The sequence below is a fragment of the Caulobacter segnis genome, assembly GCF_023935105.1.
Lineage (GTDB): Bacteria > Pseudomonadota > Alphaproteobacteria > Caulobacterales > Caulobacteraceae > Caulobacter > Caulobacter segnis_B.
Genome location: NZ_CP096040.1, coordinates 3,937,987 through 3,956,295 on the forward strand (window position 1 = coordinate 3,937,987; position 18,309 = coordinate 3,956,295).

General features: G+C 67.9%; 14 protein-coding genes. 1 reads left to right on the forward strand and 13 read right to left on the reverse strand.

The window, feature by feature from the left end; all coding sequences use genetic code 11:
• Nucleotides 1–107: 107 nt before the first annotated feature.
• The 8 genes from MZV50_RS18455 to MZV50_RS26520 all read right to left on the reverse strand — a co-directional run bounded on the left by MZV50_RS18455 (nt 108) and on the right by MZV50_RS26520 (nt 13,457).
• On the reverse strand, nt 108–512 hold the full coding sequence (locus MZV50_RS18455) for a hypothetical protein (RefSeq protein WP_252630747.1): 405 nt from the start codon (nt 510–512) through the stop codon (nt 108–110).
• 261 nt (nt 513–773) lie between these two features.
• Nucleotides 774–1,826: a glycosyl hydrolase family 8 gene (locus MZV50_RS18460; protein WP_252630748.1), complete on the reverse strand. Its 1,053-nt coding sequence runs from the start codon at nt 1,824–1,826 to the stop codon at nt 774–776.
• Entirely contained in the window at nt 1,816–2,322 is a 507-nt protein-coding gene (bcsD, locus tag MZV50_RS18465; protein ID WP_252630749.1) for a cellulose biosynthesis protein BcsD, read from the reverse strand. The genes MZV50_RS18460 and bcsD overlap by 11 nt, the downstream gene beginning before the upstream one ends.
• 9 nt (nt 2,323–2,331) lie before the next feature.
• The gene (locus tag MZV50_RS18470) at nt 2,332–6,174 is read right to left on the reverse strand and encodes a cellulose biosynthesis protein BcsC (RefSeq protein WP_252630750.1); all 3,843 of its coding nucleotides are present in this window, start codon (nt 6,172–6,174) and stop codon (nt 2,332–2,334) included.
• A complete protein-coding gene (gene bcsA, locus MZV50_RS18475; protein WP_252630751.1) occupies nt 6,171–10,604 on the reverse strand; it encodes a UDP-forming cellulose synthase catalytic subunit in 4,434 nt (1,477 codons plus the stop codon). Before bcsA ends, MZV50_RS18470 begins: the two co-directional genes overlap by 4 nt.
• Nucleotides 10,601–11,362: a cellulose synthase operon protein YhjQ/BcsQ gene (locus tag MZV50_RS18480; RefSeq protein WP_252630752.1), complete on the reverse strand. Its 762-nt coding sequence runs from the start codon at nt 11,360–11,362 to the stop codon at nt 10,601–10,603. The genes bcsA and MZV50_RS18480 overlap by 4 nt, the downstream gene beginning before the upstream one ends.
• Nucleotides 11,363–11,737 carry a hypothetical protein gene (locus MZV50_RS18485; RefSeq protein WP_252630753.1) on the reverse strand — a complete coding sequence of 125 codons (375 nt, stop codon included), beginning with the start codon at nt 11,735–11,737 and terminating at the stop codon, nt 11,363–11,365.
• 616 nt (nt 11,738–12,353) lie between these two features.
• Nucleotides 12,354–13,457: a calcium-binding protein gene (locus tag MZV50_RS26520; RefSeq protein WP_289781878.1), complete on the reverse strand. Its 1,104-nt coding sequence runs from the start codon at nt 13,455–13,457 to the stop codon at nt 12,354–12,356.
• A 351-nt stretch (nt 13,458–13,808) separates the two neighbouring features.
• On the opposite strand from MZV50_RS26520, the gene MZV50_RS18500 reads away from it, so the two are divergent.
• Entirely contained in the window at nt 13,809–14,675 is an 867-nt protein-coding gene (locus MZV50_RS18500) for a 3-keto-disaccharide hydrolase (protein ID WP_252630754.1), read from the forward strand.
• Here MZV50_RS18500 and MZV50_RS18505 read toward each other — a convergent pair whose 3' ends face one another.
• From MZV50_RS18505 to cyoC, 5 genes are read right to left on the reverse strand one after another with little or no spacing between them, the layout of a single operon-like run.
• Nucleotides 14,676–15,206: a response regulator transcription factor gene (locus MZV50_RS18505; RefSeq protein WP_252630755.1), complete on the reverse strand. Its 531-nt coding sequence runs from the start codon at nt 15,204–15,206 to the stop codon at nt 14,676–14,678.
• Nucleotides 15,199–16,563, reverse strand: coding sequence for an ATP-binding protein (locus tag MZV50_RS18510; protein WP_252630756.1), 1,365 nt, complete (start codon nt 16,561–16,563; stop codon nt 15,199–15,201). The genes MZV50_RS18505 and MZV50_RS18510 overlap by 8 nt, the downstream gene beginning before the upstream one ends.
• A complete protein-coding gene (locus tag MZV50_RS18515; RefSeq protein WP_252630757.1) occupies nt 16,560–17,300 on the reverse strand; it encodes an SURF1 family protein in 741 nt (246 codons plus the stop codon). The genes MZV50_RS18510 and MZV50_RS18515 overlap by 4 nt, the downstream gene beginning before the upstream one ends.
• Entirely contained in the window at nt 17,297–17,686 is a 390-nt protein-coding gene (cyoD, locus tag MZV50_RS18520) for a cytochrome o ubiquinol oxidase subunit IV (protein WP_252630758.1), read from the reverse strand. The genes MZV50_RS18515 and cyoD overlap by 4 nt, the downstream gene beginning before the upstream one ends.
• Entirely contained in the window at nt 17,686–18,309 is a 624-nt protein-coding gene (gene cyoC, locus MZV50_RS18525) for a cytochrome o ubiquinol oxidase subunit III (protein ID WP_252630759.1), read from the reverse strand. The genes cyoD and cyoC overlap by 1 nt, the downstream gene beginning before the upstream one ends.

The window sequence follows — 18,309 nt, forward strand, 5'->3', positions numbered from 1 at the left end:
CAGAGACTCCAGACGGCCCACAGCCGCGCCAATCGGCGCACCAGAAGGCTCTAGAGACTTGAATTTCTTGATTATCTTGGAGGCAAACGCGGGTCCGCCCAGGCGCGTCAGACCGCGCAGAACTCCAGCCAGACCTGGTGCAGATCGCTGCCGTTATCACTGGCCAGCGCGGCGCGGCCATTGACGACCACGTACGGCTGGAATTCGCCGGTGGCGCCCACCTGGACCTCGCCGCAGACGGCGACGCGACCTTGGCGGTGTTCGATATGTTCGTTGCGGAAGCTGATGTTGTCCCACACTTCCAAGTGGCGCTTCACGGTCCATTGCGCGCCGCCAAGCTCCATCTGGCGGATCCGCGGCAAGGCCAGCGGGGTCTCGATCTGGGCGGACTTGGCGCTGGGATGATAGCCGACGGCCATCATGCCCACGATCGCGAGCAGGATCAGATAAGGCGTGCTCGAGCGATGGGCGGGCGACGATGTCGCCGGTCCTCGCGCCACATTTCCGACCATGGAAATCTCCGCCTCTCGCCAGGCCCTAGTCAAGCCGAGGGCAACTCACGTTGAATGTACTTAACACAGCTTTACCAAGATAACCACCTCGGCCCTCCCCAAATCTAGGAAAGTCCGGGCGATCGCACACTTATGAAGCATTAACCAAAATCACTCTCGCGGCTAAGGCGAGCACTCAATCAAACTGTATTTTCCAGACCACCGTTCTCCGTATGGTCAAGATCCGTGTATCAACACGCTTCCCACCCTCGGAGCGCGAAGTCAGGGCTTGCGCGCCGATGCGGGCCGCTCGCGTCGTTCCTGGGCCGCGATCTGGGTCAGGATCAGCAACGACGATGAATAGTAGTCCTCGTTGTCGATCGACGCCGTCGCCGCGCGGCCCGTCAGCACCAAGTCGGCGACGCTGGCCATGCCGACCGAGGCCGCGAACGGGGCCACCTCGCCCGTGCGCACGTCGATCCAGGCCGGCGCCGGCTTGCCCGTCGGACGGAAGGACGACCACCAGCGCTTGACGGGGTCCAGCGCGGCGTCGCCGCCGCGGCCCGACCAGTAGAGATAGAGTGGCACCCGGACCGCGTCGAAGCCGAAGCGCGGCGGACGGTCGGGGTCGGTCCACATGCCGCCCGCGCTGTCCACCCGCACCCAGTCGACGGGCAGGTCCACCGTCCCGAAACGCGCGTCGCGCAGGGCCCGCAGCGTCTGGTCGCGAACGCCCAGCCACGGCGAGCGGGGCTCGCGCGCGGCGAAGGCGTCAAGGGCCGGCATGACGGCGTAGGACGGATTGAAGATCATGCCGTCGGGACGGACGAAGCCGTCGATTCCTGGCGCTAACAGGGTGCGGTCGCCCTGGCGGACCAGCAGCTTGGCCAGGATCGCCTTGCGGATCTCGGCGCTGGCCTGGACGTATTCGGGTCGCCCCCAACGCTCGCCGCCGCGCAGCAGGGCCCAGGCGATCAGCATGTCGCCGTCCAGCGCGTTGTTGGGGTCGGGAATGTGCAGGTCGCCGGTCGGAACATAGCGCCAGCGGAACAGCCGCGTGTCCGGGCGCGACAGGGTCTTGTCGGTCCAGGACCAGAGCTTTTTGAAGGTGTCGGGGTCGTCGTAGGCGGTCGCCATGATCATGGCGAACCCCTGGCCCTCGGAATGGCTGACATTGCCGTTGCCGGTGTCCACGACCCGCCCCTCGGGCAGGACGAAGCGCGACTTGTACGCCGTCCAGTTCTTGGGCGACGAGGGGGCGGCGCACGCGCTCATGGTCACCGCCTGAAAACCCAGGGCGGCGATCAGCAGCAGGGCTGACCGCCTAGAGGCCATAGGAGAAGTCCAGCGCATCGTCGCCACCGGTGTCGCGGTAGGTGGCCTTCATGTCCGCGCGCCCGCCCTGGCCTTGCAGCCAGATCGTGTAGACGCCTTCCAGCAGAGCGGCGAAGGCCCGGCGCCAGTGGCCGCTCGGGTCTTCCACGCGCTGACCCGGATAGGCGCGGTGACGGATCGAGATCGCGCTGTGGTCCAGCGACAGGGACACGAAGCCCCAGTCCAGCACGGCCAGCGCCGAGTTCAGCGACCCTTCCAGCTCCTCAAGCGTCTTGACCGTCGGCAAGGCGACCTCGCCGGAGACGCGCAGGCCGATCTGGCGGTAGAAGCCCCAGGCCTCTTCCGCGCTGAAGTTCTCGAACAGTTCGTCGGCCATGGTCATCAGAACGGTCCGCCATTGCGGGCTGAACTGACGGTCGGCCAGATAGCGCAGCTCCGCCGTGTCGGTCTTCGGCGCCTCGGGCGGCGCTCCCCGGGACGAGAGGCTCTTCAACATCGGATATTCCTATTGGCTTGCCAGGATCCGCCGCAGATAGAAGCGGAACTTGTATTCGTTGTAGATCCCGAAGGTGTCCGCCGAGATCTCGCCGCCGGCGGCGGTGCCGGCCGACAGCTTGTATTCACCCGAGAACAGGCCGGTCAGACCGATGCCCGTCTTGCTGGCCGAGTCGTAGCGGGCCAGGATCGTGGAGTCCCCGGACGCGTAGGATTCCAGCGCCTGCTGAGCCGCCGGATTGTTCGGGAACACCGGAGCGCTGTCCTCGCTGTAGGCCTGGACGCCGATGCTGAAGCCGGCCTTCACCTGCCAGCGCTCGCGTTCCATCGAGTACGTCACCGGCAGGGCGACGCTGACGAACTGCTGCGGGCTGAAGTAGCCCCCATGGCCGAAGCTGAAGAAGCGCAGGTTCTTGTCGTAGGCCTGCATGTTGGCGTTGAGGCCGATCTGCAGCTGGTTGCCGTCGCTGTCGATCGGGCGGAAATAGGCGCCGGCATTGACCTCGAAGCCCGTATTGCTGGCGACGTTGCGACCGTTCAGGCGCCGATAGGCGACATCCGCATAGGCGCCGCCCGAGCCGAAGTTGGCCGAGCCGCCCAGGCTGACGTTGCGACGGACCACGCCGCCCCACTCCACGCCGGTCAGAGGATCGCGATCGCCCGAATAGGCCAGGACGCTGTCGGTGATCGGGCGCTGCTCGGCCGTCACACGGATCTGCCCCTCGCCCAGGCTCAGCCGCGCGGTGGCGCCGCCGGTGAAGGTGGGCCGCATGAAGCCTAGCGGCGTGACCCCCGCGTCCAGCGAGATCGGACCCGAGTCATAGAACATCGACACGCCGGCGCCGCTTTGGCTGCGGCTGTCCAGGCTGGGCAGGACGATGACGTTGCCCGCGGCCGTCGCCTCGGCGACGACCAGCGGGTTGGTCCCGAGCTTTTCGGCGGTGACGTCCTTCGGCGCGCCGGCGCTGATGACCACCGGATTGATCGCCACGCCCAGGCGGCCGACGCCGAACGGCGAGACCGAGGCGGCGATGCGGGTGCTGGCCTCGAACAGGCGGCTGGCGCCCTCCTCGCCGCTGCGCGCGCGCAGGGTGGCCGCGCCCTCGAACTGCGGCGCGGTCGACTGACGGAGCGCGGCGATGTCGCGGTTGACCTTCGTCGGCAGCGGCAGGGCGCTGTCGGGAACCGACGGCGCGGGTACAGGGCTTCTCATCACCTGTGCGCCCGAGGACGCATAGGCGCGCGGCGGCGCGTAGGCCGGGCTGGGCGTCGGCAGCGGCGCCAGCGTAGCCGGGGCGTAGGCCTGCGCCGGAGCATAGGTGGGCGCTGGCGTGTAGGCCGGCGGCGCATAGGTCGGCGCCGCGTTGGCGCTGCCGTAGATAGCGGCGGGCGGCGCCAGAGAGTTCGAGTTGGCGGGCAGGCTGGCGCCACCGCCGTAGTCGCCCGACGCGCCTTGCGGAGAATTGATCAGACCGCCGCCGTAGTTGGCGCTCGGCGCGGGCGCGGGCGTGTAGGCGGCATAGGCCGAAGGCTGGCTTGCGGCGGGGGACGGCAGCTGCGGCAGGGCCGGAGCCGCGCCATAGGCCGCGGGCGAGACCGCCGCCGGCGCGCCGTAGGTCGGGGCGTCGACCGCCTGGGCGATCGCGCGGGCGGCGAACGGATTGGGTCCCAGCGCGCCGCCCATGCCGGCCGGCGAGCCGGGCTGTCCGCCCTGCCCTCGCGCCAGCATGGCCTGGGCGCGCTCGAACATCTTGAGGGCCGCGCGCTCGCGGCCGCGCGCCTGCTCCATTTGACCCATCTGGTAGTACAGTTCGGGGTCGTTCGGCTTCAGCGCGATCGCGCGTCGCAGCAGGCTTTCGGCGCGGCCGTAGTCCTCGGCCCGCACGGCCACGCGCGCCGAACCGGCCAGGGCGTCCTGGTCGTTCGGATTGATCGTCAGCAGGACGTCGTAGGTCTGGGCGGCCTGCTGGGCGAGGTCGCCCGAGTCATAGAGACGCGCCAGGGCCGCCAGCAGCGTCGGATCGCGCGGCGCGACCATGAAGCCCTGCGAGAGGGTGTCGAACGCGCCGGCGTAGTCGCCCGCCAGCCTTTGCCGGTCGGCGCGACGGCCGCTGTAGAGGGCGGCCAGTGTGCGGTACTCGCTCTGCGGCGCCTGCTGGGCGGCGGCGTTGAGCAGGCTGATGGCGGCCGCGTCCTGCCCCGTCTGGGCCAGGACCGCCAGGTAGCCAGAGGCCTCGGACGGCTTGAAGCTGGCCGGCGGCTGGCGCGAGGCTTCCAGGGCCAGCGCCGTGGCCTGGTAGGCGTCGCCGAGATCCAGCAGGGTCTCGGCGATGCGGCCGCGAACGGCGAAGCTGGGTGACGTACGCGACATGTAGCCGCGAAGCAGGGTGACCCCGTCGACGTTGCGCCCTTGGGCGCCCCAGCGCTTGGCCTGCTCGATGGCGCTCAGGGCCTCGACACGCGCGACCAGGTCACGAACGGCGCGATTGCGGCTGGCTTCCGGAACGCGACGCAGAAGGCCCACGGCCTCCTCGTTGCGGCCCTGCGATTCCGAGAACAGCGCCGCGGCCTGCAAGGCCTCGGGATCGCTGGACTGGTACAGCGGCGTCATCAGCGACTGCGCCTCGGCGCCCTGCCCCTGCTCGGCCAGGAAACGGGAGTAGTCGTAGCGCGACCACGGGTTCGACGGGTTGGCCGTCAGCGCTGCCGACAGGGCCGCGCCAGCGCCGAAGATGTCGCCGCGCTTTTCCAGTTCGGTGGCGCGCGCGCGCTCGATCGCCGCGCGGGTCTGGCCAGCCGTCGGGCCGGTGAGGCTGGCGGCGACCTGGCTGGCTTCGTCGTAACGCGCCTGGTCGGCCAAGGCCTGGGCGAGGCCGGCGATGGCCTCGGGGCGTTGCGGCGAGACGCTCAGCACCGCGCGGAAAGCCGTCTCGGCCTCGGCGGATCGGCCTTGCGCGGCCACGCTCTGGCCCAGCAGCACCTGGGCTTCCACCCGGTCCTGGTTCTGGCCGGCGGCCAGGGGCCTCAGCATCTGTTCGGCCTGGGCGTAGCGGCCACCCTCATAAGCCGAGCGCGCCCGCGACAGCGTACCGAAGAACTGGGCCGATCGCAGGGCTTCGCCCCACCGCTGCTCGCCGCCTGCCGCTCGGCTGGCGCGCTGCAGAAGCTCCTCGGCGTCGGCGAAGCGCCCTTGCTGCAGGCGGATGATCCCCAGGCCGCCGGCGGCGTCCAGATCGTTCGACCGCTCGCGCAGCGCCTGATTGAAGAGCCGCTCGGCCCCGGCGAGGTCCTTGCGCTCCAGCGCCTCGAAACCGGCGGCGCGCGAGACGCCGCTGGGGTCGATCGGCGGAGCCGGCTTGGCGGGGGTTTCCTGCTTGCCCTGTCGGACGTCGGCGAACGGCGGAACCGCCGGCTCGGCCGGCGCGGCGGCCGTGGCGCGGGACTTCAGGTCCTTGGTGAGGGCGACGACGCGCGCGTCGCTGTCGCCGACCACCGCGCGCAACTGGCGCGTCCAACGCTCGCCGCCGGTGAAATCGCCATCCTCGAGCGCATAGGCCGCCAGGCGCTGCAGCACCTGCGGATTGTTAGGGCTTTCCCGCAGGGCGCGCTGCAGGGCCTGGGCCCCGAGATCCTTGCGGCCACGCTTACGCTGGGCGGCCGCCTGGTTCAGCAGCGCCTGGACCGCCCCGCCTTGAACGGCGGGGGCCTTCTCGACCTGCGGCGTCGGCGCCTTGGTCGTCGGGACGAGCGGTCGGGCGGCCGGCTTTTCGGTCGGCAGACGGGGCTGGACCTGCGCCATGGCCGTGGAGGCCATCAGCGTCGAGACCAGGGAGATGCAGACGGAGGTCTTCACCGCTGGCCCCCCTCGCTGTCGAACATACGCTTGCGTTCATGAGCGGCCAGGACCACCCAGAAGCCCAGACCGATCACCATCGACGCGCCGATCACGGCCAGGCCGAGGATCAGCGGGTTACGGCTGCACCACCACATGATGGCCACCCACCAGGGCAGATGACCAGACCAGAAGCCGGGCGACACCTGGAAGCTATTGAAGCTCTTGTTGGTGGAAATGGCCAGATCGCCCTGCATGGCGGCATTGGCCTCCGGCTTGGCCATCGCGTTGACGATCTCGGGCAGACGTGACGGCGAACCGGCCAGCACGGCGACCACGACGCGACTCCTGTCGAACGGCGAGCGCCAGCTGGAGACGCCGGCGAAGTCGCTGATCGTCACCAGGGCCGCGTCGGCGGCGGCGGGGTTGCGCTGGTCGACGTTCGAGCCGAACCGCGAGAACAGCCGGTCGATCGGCGAGTTCGAGGCCACGCGAAGCTGGCTGCCATCGACCCGCACGGGGGCGTTCTGGAACAGCTCGGACGCCTGAGCCGCCAGCGACAGCGGACCCACGACCAGGATGTCGCGGCCACGCAGGCTCGGGGCGTCGCCCGGACGCGCGATCGTGACGGCCACGGCCGGCGCGCCGGTCGAGTCGCCGATACGGCCGATCATCGTGAACAACGCTTCCAGCGTTTCCGGCTGGGGCTGCTGCGGGATCAGGACCACGGTCTCCGACAGGTCGGCGACGCGACTGAACGGGAAACCGGAGCTGGCGAAGAAGGCCAGGTCGGGCATGCGCGAGAAGTGGTGGGCCCCCGACAGGTCCAGCGTCGAGTCGGCGTCGATGCCGACCCGGATGCCGGTGGGCAGCTCGCCCTGGCAGGCGCCCTTACGGTTGCTGTGCAGGTCGTAATAGAACTGCAGCTGGTTCTGGCCGAAGATGTTGTAGCCGGGAATGTCGACCGACGCCCTCTGCTGGATGGCCGAGGCGCCGATGAAGTCGCGCACCTTGTCGGCCGCCTTTTCGGGGCGCAGCTGGATCGAGCGGATGTACTTGTCGTTGGCCAGCACATCCAGGCGCGAGATCGAATAGTCCAGCCAGGACCCGGCCGGATAGCGATAGCCAAAGGTCAGCTTGGCGCCGGCGCGAGGCCAGAAGAACAGGTCGGGCGCGGTGCGGAACTCGGCCGTCAGCAGGCCAGGCCGCATGCCCGCGCCTTCCAGGTACGACTGGCCGACGAGGTCGCCCAGGCGGACCGGACGCCGCGTGTCGACCCAGCGCGGCGCGTCGTACGGCTGGCGGCGCGTGATGCCTTGCGGCGTGATCTGGGCGGTCTGGCCCGAGAGGCTCTTGGGCGAGGTGGCCAGCACCCGCGCGGCGGCCAGGACGTCCTGGTCGGAGCCGCCGGTGATGACTAGCAAGGTGGCGTAGGGGTTGCGCGGATTGCGGATCAGGCTGATGGCGGGACCGCTGGCTTCGGGGACGACCCAGCCGCCGATCTGGCTGCCGGCGCGCGCCAGGACGACGGCGTCGCCGTTGGGCAGGTCGTTGTAGAGCACCGGGAAGGAGAAGCCCCGGAAGCTGGCGTTCATGCCGAAATACGACGACGCCGCCGCGCCGGCGGTGATCAGGTCGTTGGACGGCGAACCGGCGAACACGAACGGCAGCCGCAGCGATCGGCCTTCCGTAGCGTCGAAGAACGGCGCGGGCAGTCGCGACAGGGTGTCGCCAGTCGACAGCTGCTGCAGCGTCAGCACCAGGCGGCTGCGGGTGTTGCTGATGTTCGCCCACAGGGTCGAGTGCAGCGGGTCTTCGCAGTTGCGGGTGTAGTGGCTGATGAAGCGGAACCCGAGGCGGTTCTCGCTGGTGAACAGGCCCGGATCGATCGGCAGGGTGACGATCACGCCGCCGGCGCCGTCGGGCGTCAGGGGCACCGTGCCGACGACCTCGTCGTTGAGCAGCACCGTCAGGTGGCTGAGATCCGAAAGCAGCTGCGGCGAATAGGCGAAGTTGAGCGTCAGCTGGGCCTGGGTGACCACCTCGTCCTGGCGGAGATTGACCGGAATGCCGGCCTCGCCCGACGAGCCAATGAGCCGCAGCGGGCGGCTGACATTGAGGTCCTCGAGCGACATCGCCACCGTACGGACGCCGCCGGTGCTGGCGGCGGTGGCCTTGGCCGGCTCGGCGGTCGCCGTCGCCGCGGCGGCGGCGCGAGCGCGCGCGGGTTGGGCATGGCCCTGGTCGGCGCCGAGGAGGCCGAAGCCCAGCGCCAGGGCGAGGATCGCCGCGCCCGACGACGCGCCGGCCCGCCTGAAGGCCACCGAGGCGCGCGGCGTGTCGCGATAACGCCACCAGAGAAGGATCGAGATACTCGCGCGCATCAGGTCCATGAACGACTGCCAGGCCGACCAGGACACCTGATCATCGACCAACGGCCAGGCGTCGGCGCGCCCCATGACAACGCGCACCAGCTGGCGTCGCGACTCCAGCGTCATGTCCGTGAACATAAACCTCAGCCCGCCCTTCCCGCTCCCCATCATCTTGACCGGGAATCCAAATGCCTTTTCCGCCGCGAAGATTTCCACATGGGTCACCTCGCGCCCCTCGATGACCTCGTCTTCCGGCATCGGAACCGCCATGCCGCCCATGGAGACGTTCATGGTCGTGGTCGACATCACGTGGCCGTCGTCGAAATACAGCCGCGTCGGCAGCTCCACCAGCAGGTGCTCGTGCTTGCGGACTTGGCGCGTCTCGCGTCCGACCGCGATCGCCGTGATCAGGATCAGCAGGCTGAAGCTGGACCAGCCGACATTCAGCATGACGGTCGAGAGCTGGGCGTCGAAATACTGCGGCAGCAGAAGCTTGACGATCCCGGAGCCGATGCCCCCGAACAGCACGCCGGTGGTGACCAGCAGCGGAAGCAGGACCTTGAAATCGAAATAGCCTTCCTCGAGAAGGCCGCCCTTGTCGGTGACGTTGAACTTGCCGCGCTTGGGATCGAGGAGCGGCAGGACGGCGGGGCCCACCAAGTGGAACGAGATCAGCGTCTCGTAGACCTCGCCCCAGAAGGCCCGGCGATAGCGCCCCTGGATCCGCTCATTGACCAGAACGGCCAGCAGCAGGTGCGGCAGCGCATAGGTGACGATCGTGAAGGCGGCCGCGGCGATGATGTTCTGGCCGAAGATCAGATAGGCGATCGGCGAGGTCAGGAACACGATGCGCGGCAGCGGGAACTGGAAGTGCAGCATCGCATTCAGGTAGCAGAGCCGCTGACCGATGCTCAGGCCGCGCCCGAACAGCGGATTGTCGATGCGGAAGATCTGCGTCATGCCGCGCGCCCAGCGGGCCCGCTGGCCGATGTGCAGCGCCAGGCGCTCGGTGGCCAGGCCGGCCGACAGACGGGTGTTCAGATAAGCTGTGTTCCAGCCCATGCGCTGCAGCTTGAGCGCGGTGTGCGCGTCCTCGGTGACCGTTTCGCCGGCGAAGCCGTTGGTGCTTTCCAGCGCTTCACGCCGGATGACCGCGCACGACCCGCAGAAGAAGGTCGCGTTCCAGAAGTCGTTACCCTTTTGGACGACGCCATAGAACAGGTCGCCCTCGCCCGGGATGTCCTTGACGGCCCGGATGTTCCGCTGAACCGGATCGGGCGAATAGAAGTAGTGCGGCGTCTGCAGCAGGGCCAGTCGGGGATCGGCCTGGAACCAGCCGACCGTCAGCTGCAGGAACGCCCGCGTCGCCACGTGGTCGGCGTCGAAGATGCACAGCAGCTCGCCCGTCGTCTGCGGGATCGCGTTGTTCAGATTGCCGGCCTTGGCGTGCTTGTTGTTGTCGCGGGTGATGTATCCGCAGCCCGCCGCGCGCGCGAAAGCCTCGAACTCGGGCCGGCGGCCGTCGTCGAGGATGTAGACCTTGAAGCGATCGGACGGATAATCCTGATCCATCGCCGCGAACACCGTGTCCTGCACGATCTCGAGGCTCTCGTTGTAGGTCGGTATGTAGATGTCCACCGTGGGCCAGGTTTCCGGCGGACCGCTGATCTCCCGGACCTTGCGGTCCAGCGGCCAGACGCACTGCATGTAGCCCAGAACCAGAACCAGCCAGGCATAGAGCTCGGCCATGTAGAGGCCCGTCCCCAGGAACCCGGCCAGGGGGTTGTCGAAATGCAGGGTCTGGGTCGTGCGCCACCACATGTAGCGCGTCGACAGCGCCGTGGAGATCACCACCAGGCCGATGGTCATCCGCCGCCCTTGGCTGAGTTGGCCGATGGCGGCGGAGGCGGCGAAGACGCCCAGGCCGAAGATCAACTGCCCGCTGGTGTCCAGGGGCACCGTCACCGCCAGGAAGACCACGGCCGCCGCCAGGGCGAAGATCACGTAACGCGCGGGCGCGGACGCCACGACGCGGCCGAAGAGGCCGTCGTCTAGTCCCGGTATTCCGGTGAAGTTCATGATGCGACGGGCTCTCGCGACGTGAGGCGGTCCAGACGACCGGCGATGGCCTCGATGTCCCCGGCCGAAAGACCTTGGGGCGCGGCCTCGACGATGGACTCGCCGCGCGCGGCCGCTTCGGCCAGCGCCTCGTCATAGTGGACGATTCCGATGAACCGGTCGGCCGCGTGGGTGGCGATGAACTCCGAGATGTCGCGGCTGAGCCTGCGGCGCGGGTCCACCTGATTGAGCACGCCGAACGTGGTCGGATTTTCGGTGATGGGTCTCAGCAGGAGGCCATCGCGATAGGCCGGCGCCAGGGCCATGGAGCCCGCGTCGGCCAGCAGAACGATCAGCTTCAGATCAGCCAGGGATTCCAGGCGCTGCTGGATGCGCCCCTCGCCCGGCGTGGTGTCGGCGATGATGATCTCGTCGTCGGACCGCATCAGGCTGGACAACGCTTCCGACAGCGCGTCCTCCTCCAGCAGGTCCTTCATGCGCAGGCGCTCGGGCGTCGTGGCCTCGCCGTACGGCGCCACGCGGACACCGCCCCGGCCGGCGACGACCGCCGAGGTCCACGGCAGGCCGCGCGCCGTGCAGCGCGCGATGCCGAAGTCGTCTTCGTGTTCCGGCGCGAGCAGGAAACGCAGGGCGTTCTGGGAATCGAAATCGACGGCGGTGACTTGGCGTCCGCGTCGACGCAGGGCCACGGCTAGGTTGGCGACAAGAGTCGTCTTCCCCACCCCGCCCTTCGGCGACGACACAACGACCAGGACCATTTAGCGGGCCTTTCGTCCGATCCGCTCGAAGATCGCCGACAGGGCCTGCGGCGCATCGTCAACAGTCTTGGCGGTGGCGTACCGCGAGAAGCGGGCGCTGGTGTGCGCTTCGACTTCCCCAGTCTCGATCCGCGGACGCCCTTCGGCGTGCAGGCGGTCAAAGAGCGAGCTTTCGGCGATCCGGGGCGCAGCGGCCTCAGGCGGCGCGACGACCGGAGCGACGATCGGGGCCAGGGCGACCGGGGTCGCCTTCTCGCCCGAGGCGATGGCGCTTTTCGCGCGGGCCATCTTCTCGATCACGGGCCACGTGTGGGCGTCCGCCGGACGCGGCGCGTCGAACTGCTTGTAGCTGATGGTGGATTTCAACTTATCCATGAGGGCGCTCACGTCACTCACCGGTCTGTTTCCTTACATTCCACACGGCGCGAACAATTGCTAGTCAGCAGTGAATTCGCAGCCACAAATTTAGACCATCGAAGACGTAAAGAAATATTCGCTATTTTGTCGCAGCCCACCCGATTTTTCGGATAAAACGCCGCACTCAAAACAGTTTTCGCCTAACGCCACTAGTTATTTCAGCTTACCGCAACCAAAATTATACTTTCATTCGGCAACTTCGACAAAAGTCGCCCGAACTTCATTTGCGGTTTTTTTGCCAGACCACAAGGTAGACCGATCTACACTAACGAACCCCGTTCAGGTCAAGGCTTCACGACCTGATAGATCTCTAAAAAAACCCAAAACGGGGAACGCTCAAGAGGGTGGCAATCATTGTCTCTACCCTATTCATGCTCGCTCAAACGACGGCCGTGATCTGCCTCAAGTTCTTTACTTCGGCTCGCCGCATTCCAACGTTCGGTGAGCTTGGATAGCTCCGCTTCACTAATACGGAATCGTCCTCGCCGAACCTCCAAAACAGCGGGCGCGTACTTATGTCGCACACGATACAGTCCCGCGCGGCCATAACTCGGCGACCGCTCGAGCAGCCCGCCTAGATGATGCCCGTCAAGGGATCGAACGCCGAAACATCACGCAGCACGACCGCCAAACCGACCTCGTGCGTGGCCAGGCTGTCGACGAATACATAGAAGTCGTCGCCGACCTGGACGCCGACATAGATGAGCGCCGCCTTGGCGGTGAAGGCGGCGTTGGCCGCGGCCAGGGCGCCGTCGTACGTCGCCGCGTTCGTCAGGTGCTGATAGTTCAGGGAGGTGGCCGGGCCCAGGCCCGTGAAGTCCAGCGAGTCCTCGCCGTCGAAGTCGAGGATCTGGTCGGGCGCCGACGGCAGCGAATCCGAGGCGCCGAACACGAACACGTCGGCGCCGGTTCCGCCGGTCAGGGTGTCGGTTCCCGTGCCGCCGTTCAGCGTGTCGTCGCCGGAGCCGCCGACCAGGATGTCGGCGCCCGCGCCGCCCTGCAGGATGTCGGCGCCGTCGCCGCCGTTCAGGGTGTCGTTGCCGCGACCACCGATCAGCGTATCCGCGCCGGCTCCGCCGTTCAGGATGTCGTTGCCCGAACCGCCGTCCAGAATGTCATTGCCGGCGCCGCCGTTCAGGATGTCATGACCGGAGCCGCCCAGCAGAGTGTCGTTGCCGGCGCCGCCGTTCAGCGTGTCGTCACCATCGCCGCCGCTCAGGGAGTCGTCGCCGTTGCCGCCGTCGAGGAGGTCGTTTCCGCCGCCGCCGTCGAGCGTGTCCTTGCCGTCACCGCCGACCAGCCGGTCGTTCGCGTCGCCGCCGAACAGCGTGTCGTCGCCCGCGCCGCCGAAAGCCGCGATCACGTGGGAGGCCGCCGTGGCGGACGGTTCGTAGAAGTCGTCACCGGCTCCGCCGATGACCAGGTGCGAGCCGTCCGAGAAGAGAATCCGGTCGGCCGTCGCCGCGGCGGGAAGGCCGAAATTCACGCCAGCCTGCGGGAAGATCACCGTCCGCGTCCCCAGCGTCAGCTGATACGAGCCATAGCCGTTGGTCTGCGGGAAGAACGCGATCTCGACATCGGCCGCCGAGCCCGTGGTGAACACCAGGGTGTCGTAGCTCAGTATGTTGAAGCGCTTTGCCTCAGCGGCGGTGATCTTGGAAAAAGAATACGTCGCCATGCCCACACCGCCGAGTTCGAAAACTTGAATAAAGAAAGAGGCTCATGCCCCTAGAGCGCAAAGTGTCGTTATTACCCTAGGTCATCCTCGTCGAGCCTTGATGCTTAACAACCCTTTACAAGGCCAACCCCTTCGCCGGACGCCGCCCGAAAATCGCCCCAAATTGGGTTTCCACGCCGGCGCGGCGCCGATGCATAAAGGGATTACCACGCTCTAGGTTCCATCCTCTGTGGCAAAGCGTCGCCGTTCGTCGAACGCGGTTCGCGCCACCTCCCCTGATCGACGGGGGTTGTCATGACAGCGCTGCCTTCTAGGGTGACGTCAAGCCCGACATAGGGCGCGGGAGGACGCATGTTCAAGACCCTGGCCTTCACCCTGACCCTGACGCTCGCCGCGCCCGCCGTCGCGCAGCCCCGTCTGGCGCTGACGGATGTCCCCAAAGCCGCCGGCCCGTCTGTGTCGCTGTTCAATGGCCAGGACCTGAAGGATTGGGACGCCTGGCTGGGGTATGCCGACCCCGCCGTGACCTACAAGCGCCCGCCGATCGCCCCGATCGGCGCGACGGCCCGGAGCGCCGAGATCTTCAAGGTGGTGGCCGAGGACGGTCGCCCCGCCCTCTACGTCAACGGCAGGATCTGGGGCAGCTTGGTCCACAAGGGCGACTTCAAGAACTATCACCTGCGCCTGCAGTACAAGTGGGGCAAGGGCCGGTGGGCGCCGCGCGAGACCCAGGCGCCCAACAACGGCCTGCTCTACCACTCGCACGGCGCGCCCGGCGTGGTCTGGGGCACCTGGAGCCAAGCGGTCGAGTTCGAGATCATGACCGGCTCGATCGGTATGGTCGTGCCGGTCGGCGAAGCCATCTCGGCGACCGCCAACGCCGTCGACGATCCCGGCATCATCAAGCCGAACCTGCGCTACTCGCCCACCGGCCGCGTCGTCACCGCCAAGGGCGGCGCGGCCGACTGGAACATCGAGGCCTATAGCGACGCCGAGAAGCCGGCCGGCCAATGGAACACCCTGGATCTCTACGTCCTCGGCGATCGCGCGGTCCATGTGGTCAACGGCGTTCCGGTGATGGAGGTCCGCGACCTGAGAACCGACGGCCAGCCGCTGACCCACGGCGCCATCCAACTGCAGTCGGAGGGCGCCGAGACCTTCTTCCGCGATATCGTCCTAGAGCCGATTACCGCCCTGCCCAGGGTGGTGGCGAAGTAGTCAGCTGATCCGCCGCTTCTCCAGCTTTCGCGCCAGGGTGCGGCGGTGCATGCCCAGGCGCCGGGCCGTCTCGGAGATGTTGAAGTCGCTCTCGACCAGGGTCTGGTGGATGCGCTCCCATTCCAGGTCCTTGATCGAGGTGGCGCGTTCGACGATCGCCGCGTCGACATCGCCCTCGCCCTTGTGGAAGGCCGCCTCGATGTCGTCGGTGTTGGAGGGCTTGGCCAGGTAGTGGCGGGCACCCAGCTTGATGGCCTCGACCGCCGTGGCGATGCTGGCGAAGCCGGTCAGCACCACGATCAGCATCGCCGGGTCGCGCTCGCTGAGCGCCCGCACGCAAGCCAGGCCCGACTCGCCGGCCAGTTTCAGGTCAACCACGGCATAGGTCGGCGCGAAGGTTTCCAGCGCCGCCATCGCCTCGTCCAGGCCGTGGGCATGGACCACCTGATAGTCGCGCCGCTCGAATGAGCGCTTGAGGGTGGCGGCGAACTTCTCGTCGTCCTCAACGATGATCAGCTTGCGTTCAGCCACGGGGCGCTCCGATCTCCAGCGAGGACAGCGGCAGGTCCAGCACCACGCGCGCGCCGCCCTCGGCCAGGTTCTCGGCGCTGGCCCGGCCGCCCAGCTTGCGCAGCACGTTGACCACCAGGAAGAGGCCGAGACCCCCGCCGGCCCGGCCCTTGGTCGAGTTGTACGGCTTGCCGAAGTTCTCCAGCGTCTCGTCGGTGAAGCCGGGACCGTCGTCCTCGACCTCGATCAACAGCCGATTCTCGCGCACGCCGGCCCACAGCCGCGCGCCGCCCGAACCCGCTTGGCGCGACGCGTCCAGGGCGTTGTCGAGGACGTTGTGGATCACCTGCTTCAGGGTCGATTCCGCGACGATCGGCGTCGGCGCGATCAGATCGGTCTCGTACGTCAGAGCCTCGCCGCCGCGGGTCGCGCGCCAGTCGGCCACGACCTCGTCCAGGAAGGCGCGCAGGGTGCTGGCCCGCACCTCGCCGCCGCGCGCCTCGCCAGCCGATTGCAGGACTCCGGTGACGATCGTCTTGCAGCGCTGGACCTCGCCGCGCATGTCCTCCAGCTCCTGGAGCAGGTCAGGTTGGTCGGCGAAGATCGGCATGCGCCGCCAGTCGCCCAGGATCACGTCCAGCGTCGCCAGCGGCGTGCCCAGCTCGTGCGCGGCGCCCGAGGCCAGCAGGCCCATTCGGACGATGTGTGTCTCCTCGGCCGCCCGCTGGCGCAGTTCGGCCAGGCGGGCGTCGTGGCGGCGCAGATTGGCGTTGATGCGGTCGACGAAGGTCACCAGCAGCACCGCGTCCAGCACGATGCCAACCAGCATGCCCATCAGGAACATGTCGAAGAAGGCCTGGTCGCTCAGCCCGGTGGCGACGATCGGCCGGTTGAAGGCCACCAACAGGATGAAACAGAAGCTGGTCAGGGCCACGATCGCCCAGGTCGCCCAGGCCTCCAGTAGCACCGCCCCCAGGATCACGTGCAGCAGGTATAGGGTCGTGAACGGATTGGTCGCCCCGCCGCTGAGATAGAGCTGGGCGGTGAGGGCCAGAGTGTCCAGCGCCAGGGCCAGACACAGGTCGTAGCGGCCCAGCGGCGTGGCGCGCTTCAGGCGCAACAGGCTGCACAGGTTCAGCACCACCAGCCCGATCAGCACCAGCATCATCGGCGCCAGCGGCAGCTTGAAGCCCAGGCTGAAATGCACCGCCAGGATGGTGAGCACCTGGCCCAACACCGCGATCCAGCGCAGGTGGATCAGCTGCAGCATGTTCTGGCGCGCGATGGCGTCGGCCGGTCCGCTGGCGTTGTCCGCCGCCCGCGCGCCTGACAGCCAGCCCGCCACGCCGGAGAACACGATGCTGGCGGTCGGCGTCATGAACCCTCTTGGCTGTGGTTCCGCCGCGCGTCGCGCGCGACGTACAGGCCAGCGCCGCTCGTCAGCAGGGCCAGGCCGAACCAGGTCAGGGCATAGATTAGATGACTGTTGGGGAAACGCACGACCGTAAGCCCCCCTAGCGGCCAGCCGCCTGGATTGGGCGACGCGTCGGCGTCCACGAAGTACGGCGCGACCGTGGACAGATGATGAGCGGCGGCGATGGCCTGGACGTCGCGGGAGTACCACCGCCCCTGCCCCGGCTGGTTCTGGCGGAGAAAGCCGCCGTGGGGTTCGGTGACGCGCAGCAGGCCGACCACCGTGACCGGCCCGGCGACATCGCCGGCGCTTCGCGTGGCTGCCGCTTTGCGCTCGGTCGGCACGAAGCCGCGATTGACCAGCACGGTGAAGCCGCGATCGGTCTTCAGCGGCGTCAGGACCCAGAAACCAGGACCCTTGTCGGTCACCGCCTGGACCAGGGTTTCGGCGTCATGGTCGAAGACGCCGGTGAGGCGAACGCGGCGATAGGCGTCGTCGCGGGAGATGGCGGGCCAGGCGTCCGGGCCAGGCGTGGGCGTTGGCGCGGCGTGGAGGCGCTGCTCGACCCGAACAATCAAGTCGAGCTTCCACGCCCGGCGCTGGACCTGCCAGGCGCCCAGCAGGACGAAGACCACGGTGAAGGCGGCGCACAGTCCGATCAGGACGATGGAGCGCGCCCGCCTTCCCCGCGCCGTCGTCACGGCATCTGCTTCATGTCGTGCGCGTCGAGCGGCATCATATGGGTGTTCAGGTTGTGCATCACCCACAGCGAGCCGCTCAGCGTGATCACCACCAGGATCAGGGTGAACATCAGGGCCAGCAGGGTCCATCCGCCTTCCGAACGCGAGTTCATGTGCAGGAAGTAGACCATGTGCACCAGGACCTGGATCACCGCCAGCCCCATCACCGCCACGGCGGTCATCTGGGGCGTGGGCAGGACGTGGCCCATGACCAGCCAGAACGGGATGGCGGTCAGGATCACCGCCAGCACGAAGCCGATCACATAGTCCTTCAGCGAGCCGTGCCCGGCGTCGTGGCCGTGGCCCTCGTGGGCGCCGGGGGCGTGGTGCGTGTCGTGCGCGGTCATCACAGCACTCCCAGCAGATAGACGAACGAGAAGACGCCGATCCAGACGACGTCCAGGAAGTGCCAGAACATCGACAGGCACATCAGGCGGCGCTTCATCGCGTCATCAAGGCCGCGCCGGGCGACCTGCGTCATCAGCGTGATCAGCCAGATGATGCCGAAGGTCACGTGCAGGCCGTGGGTGCCGACCAGGGTGAAGAACGACGACAGGAAGGCGCTGCGCTGCGGGCCCGCGCCCTCGTGGATCAGGTGGGCGAACTCGTAGAGCTCCAGCGACAGGAAGCCGGCGCCGAAGAGGCCGGTGATCGCCAGCCAGACGAGGGTCGGCGACTTGCGGCCGGCCTGGGCCGACAGCATGGCGAAGCCGTAGGTGATCGACGAGAACAGCAGGAGGCCCGTGTTCACCGCCACCAGCGGCAGGTCGAACAGGTCCGCCCCCGACGGGCCGGCCGCATAGTTGCGACCCAGCACGGCATAGGTCGCGAACAGCACCGCGAAGATCAGGCAGTCGCTCATCAGGTAGATCCAGAACCCCAGCAGGGTCCCGTTCTCCGGATGGTGCTCCTCGGTCATGTGGAAGCGGTTGGCGTCCGCTTCCGTCAAGGCATGGGCTTTAGAGGCCAT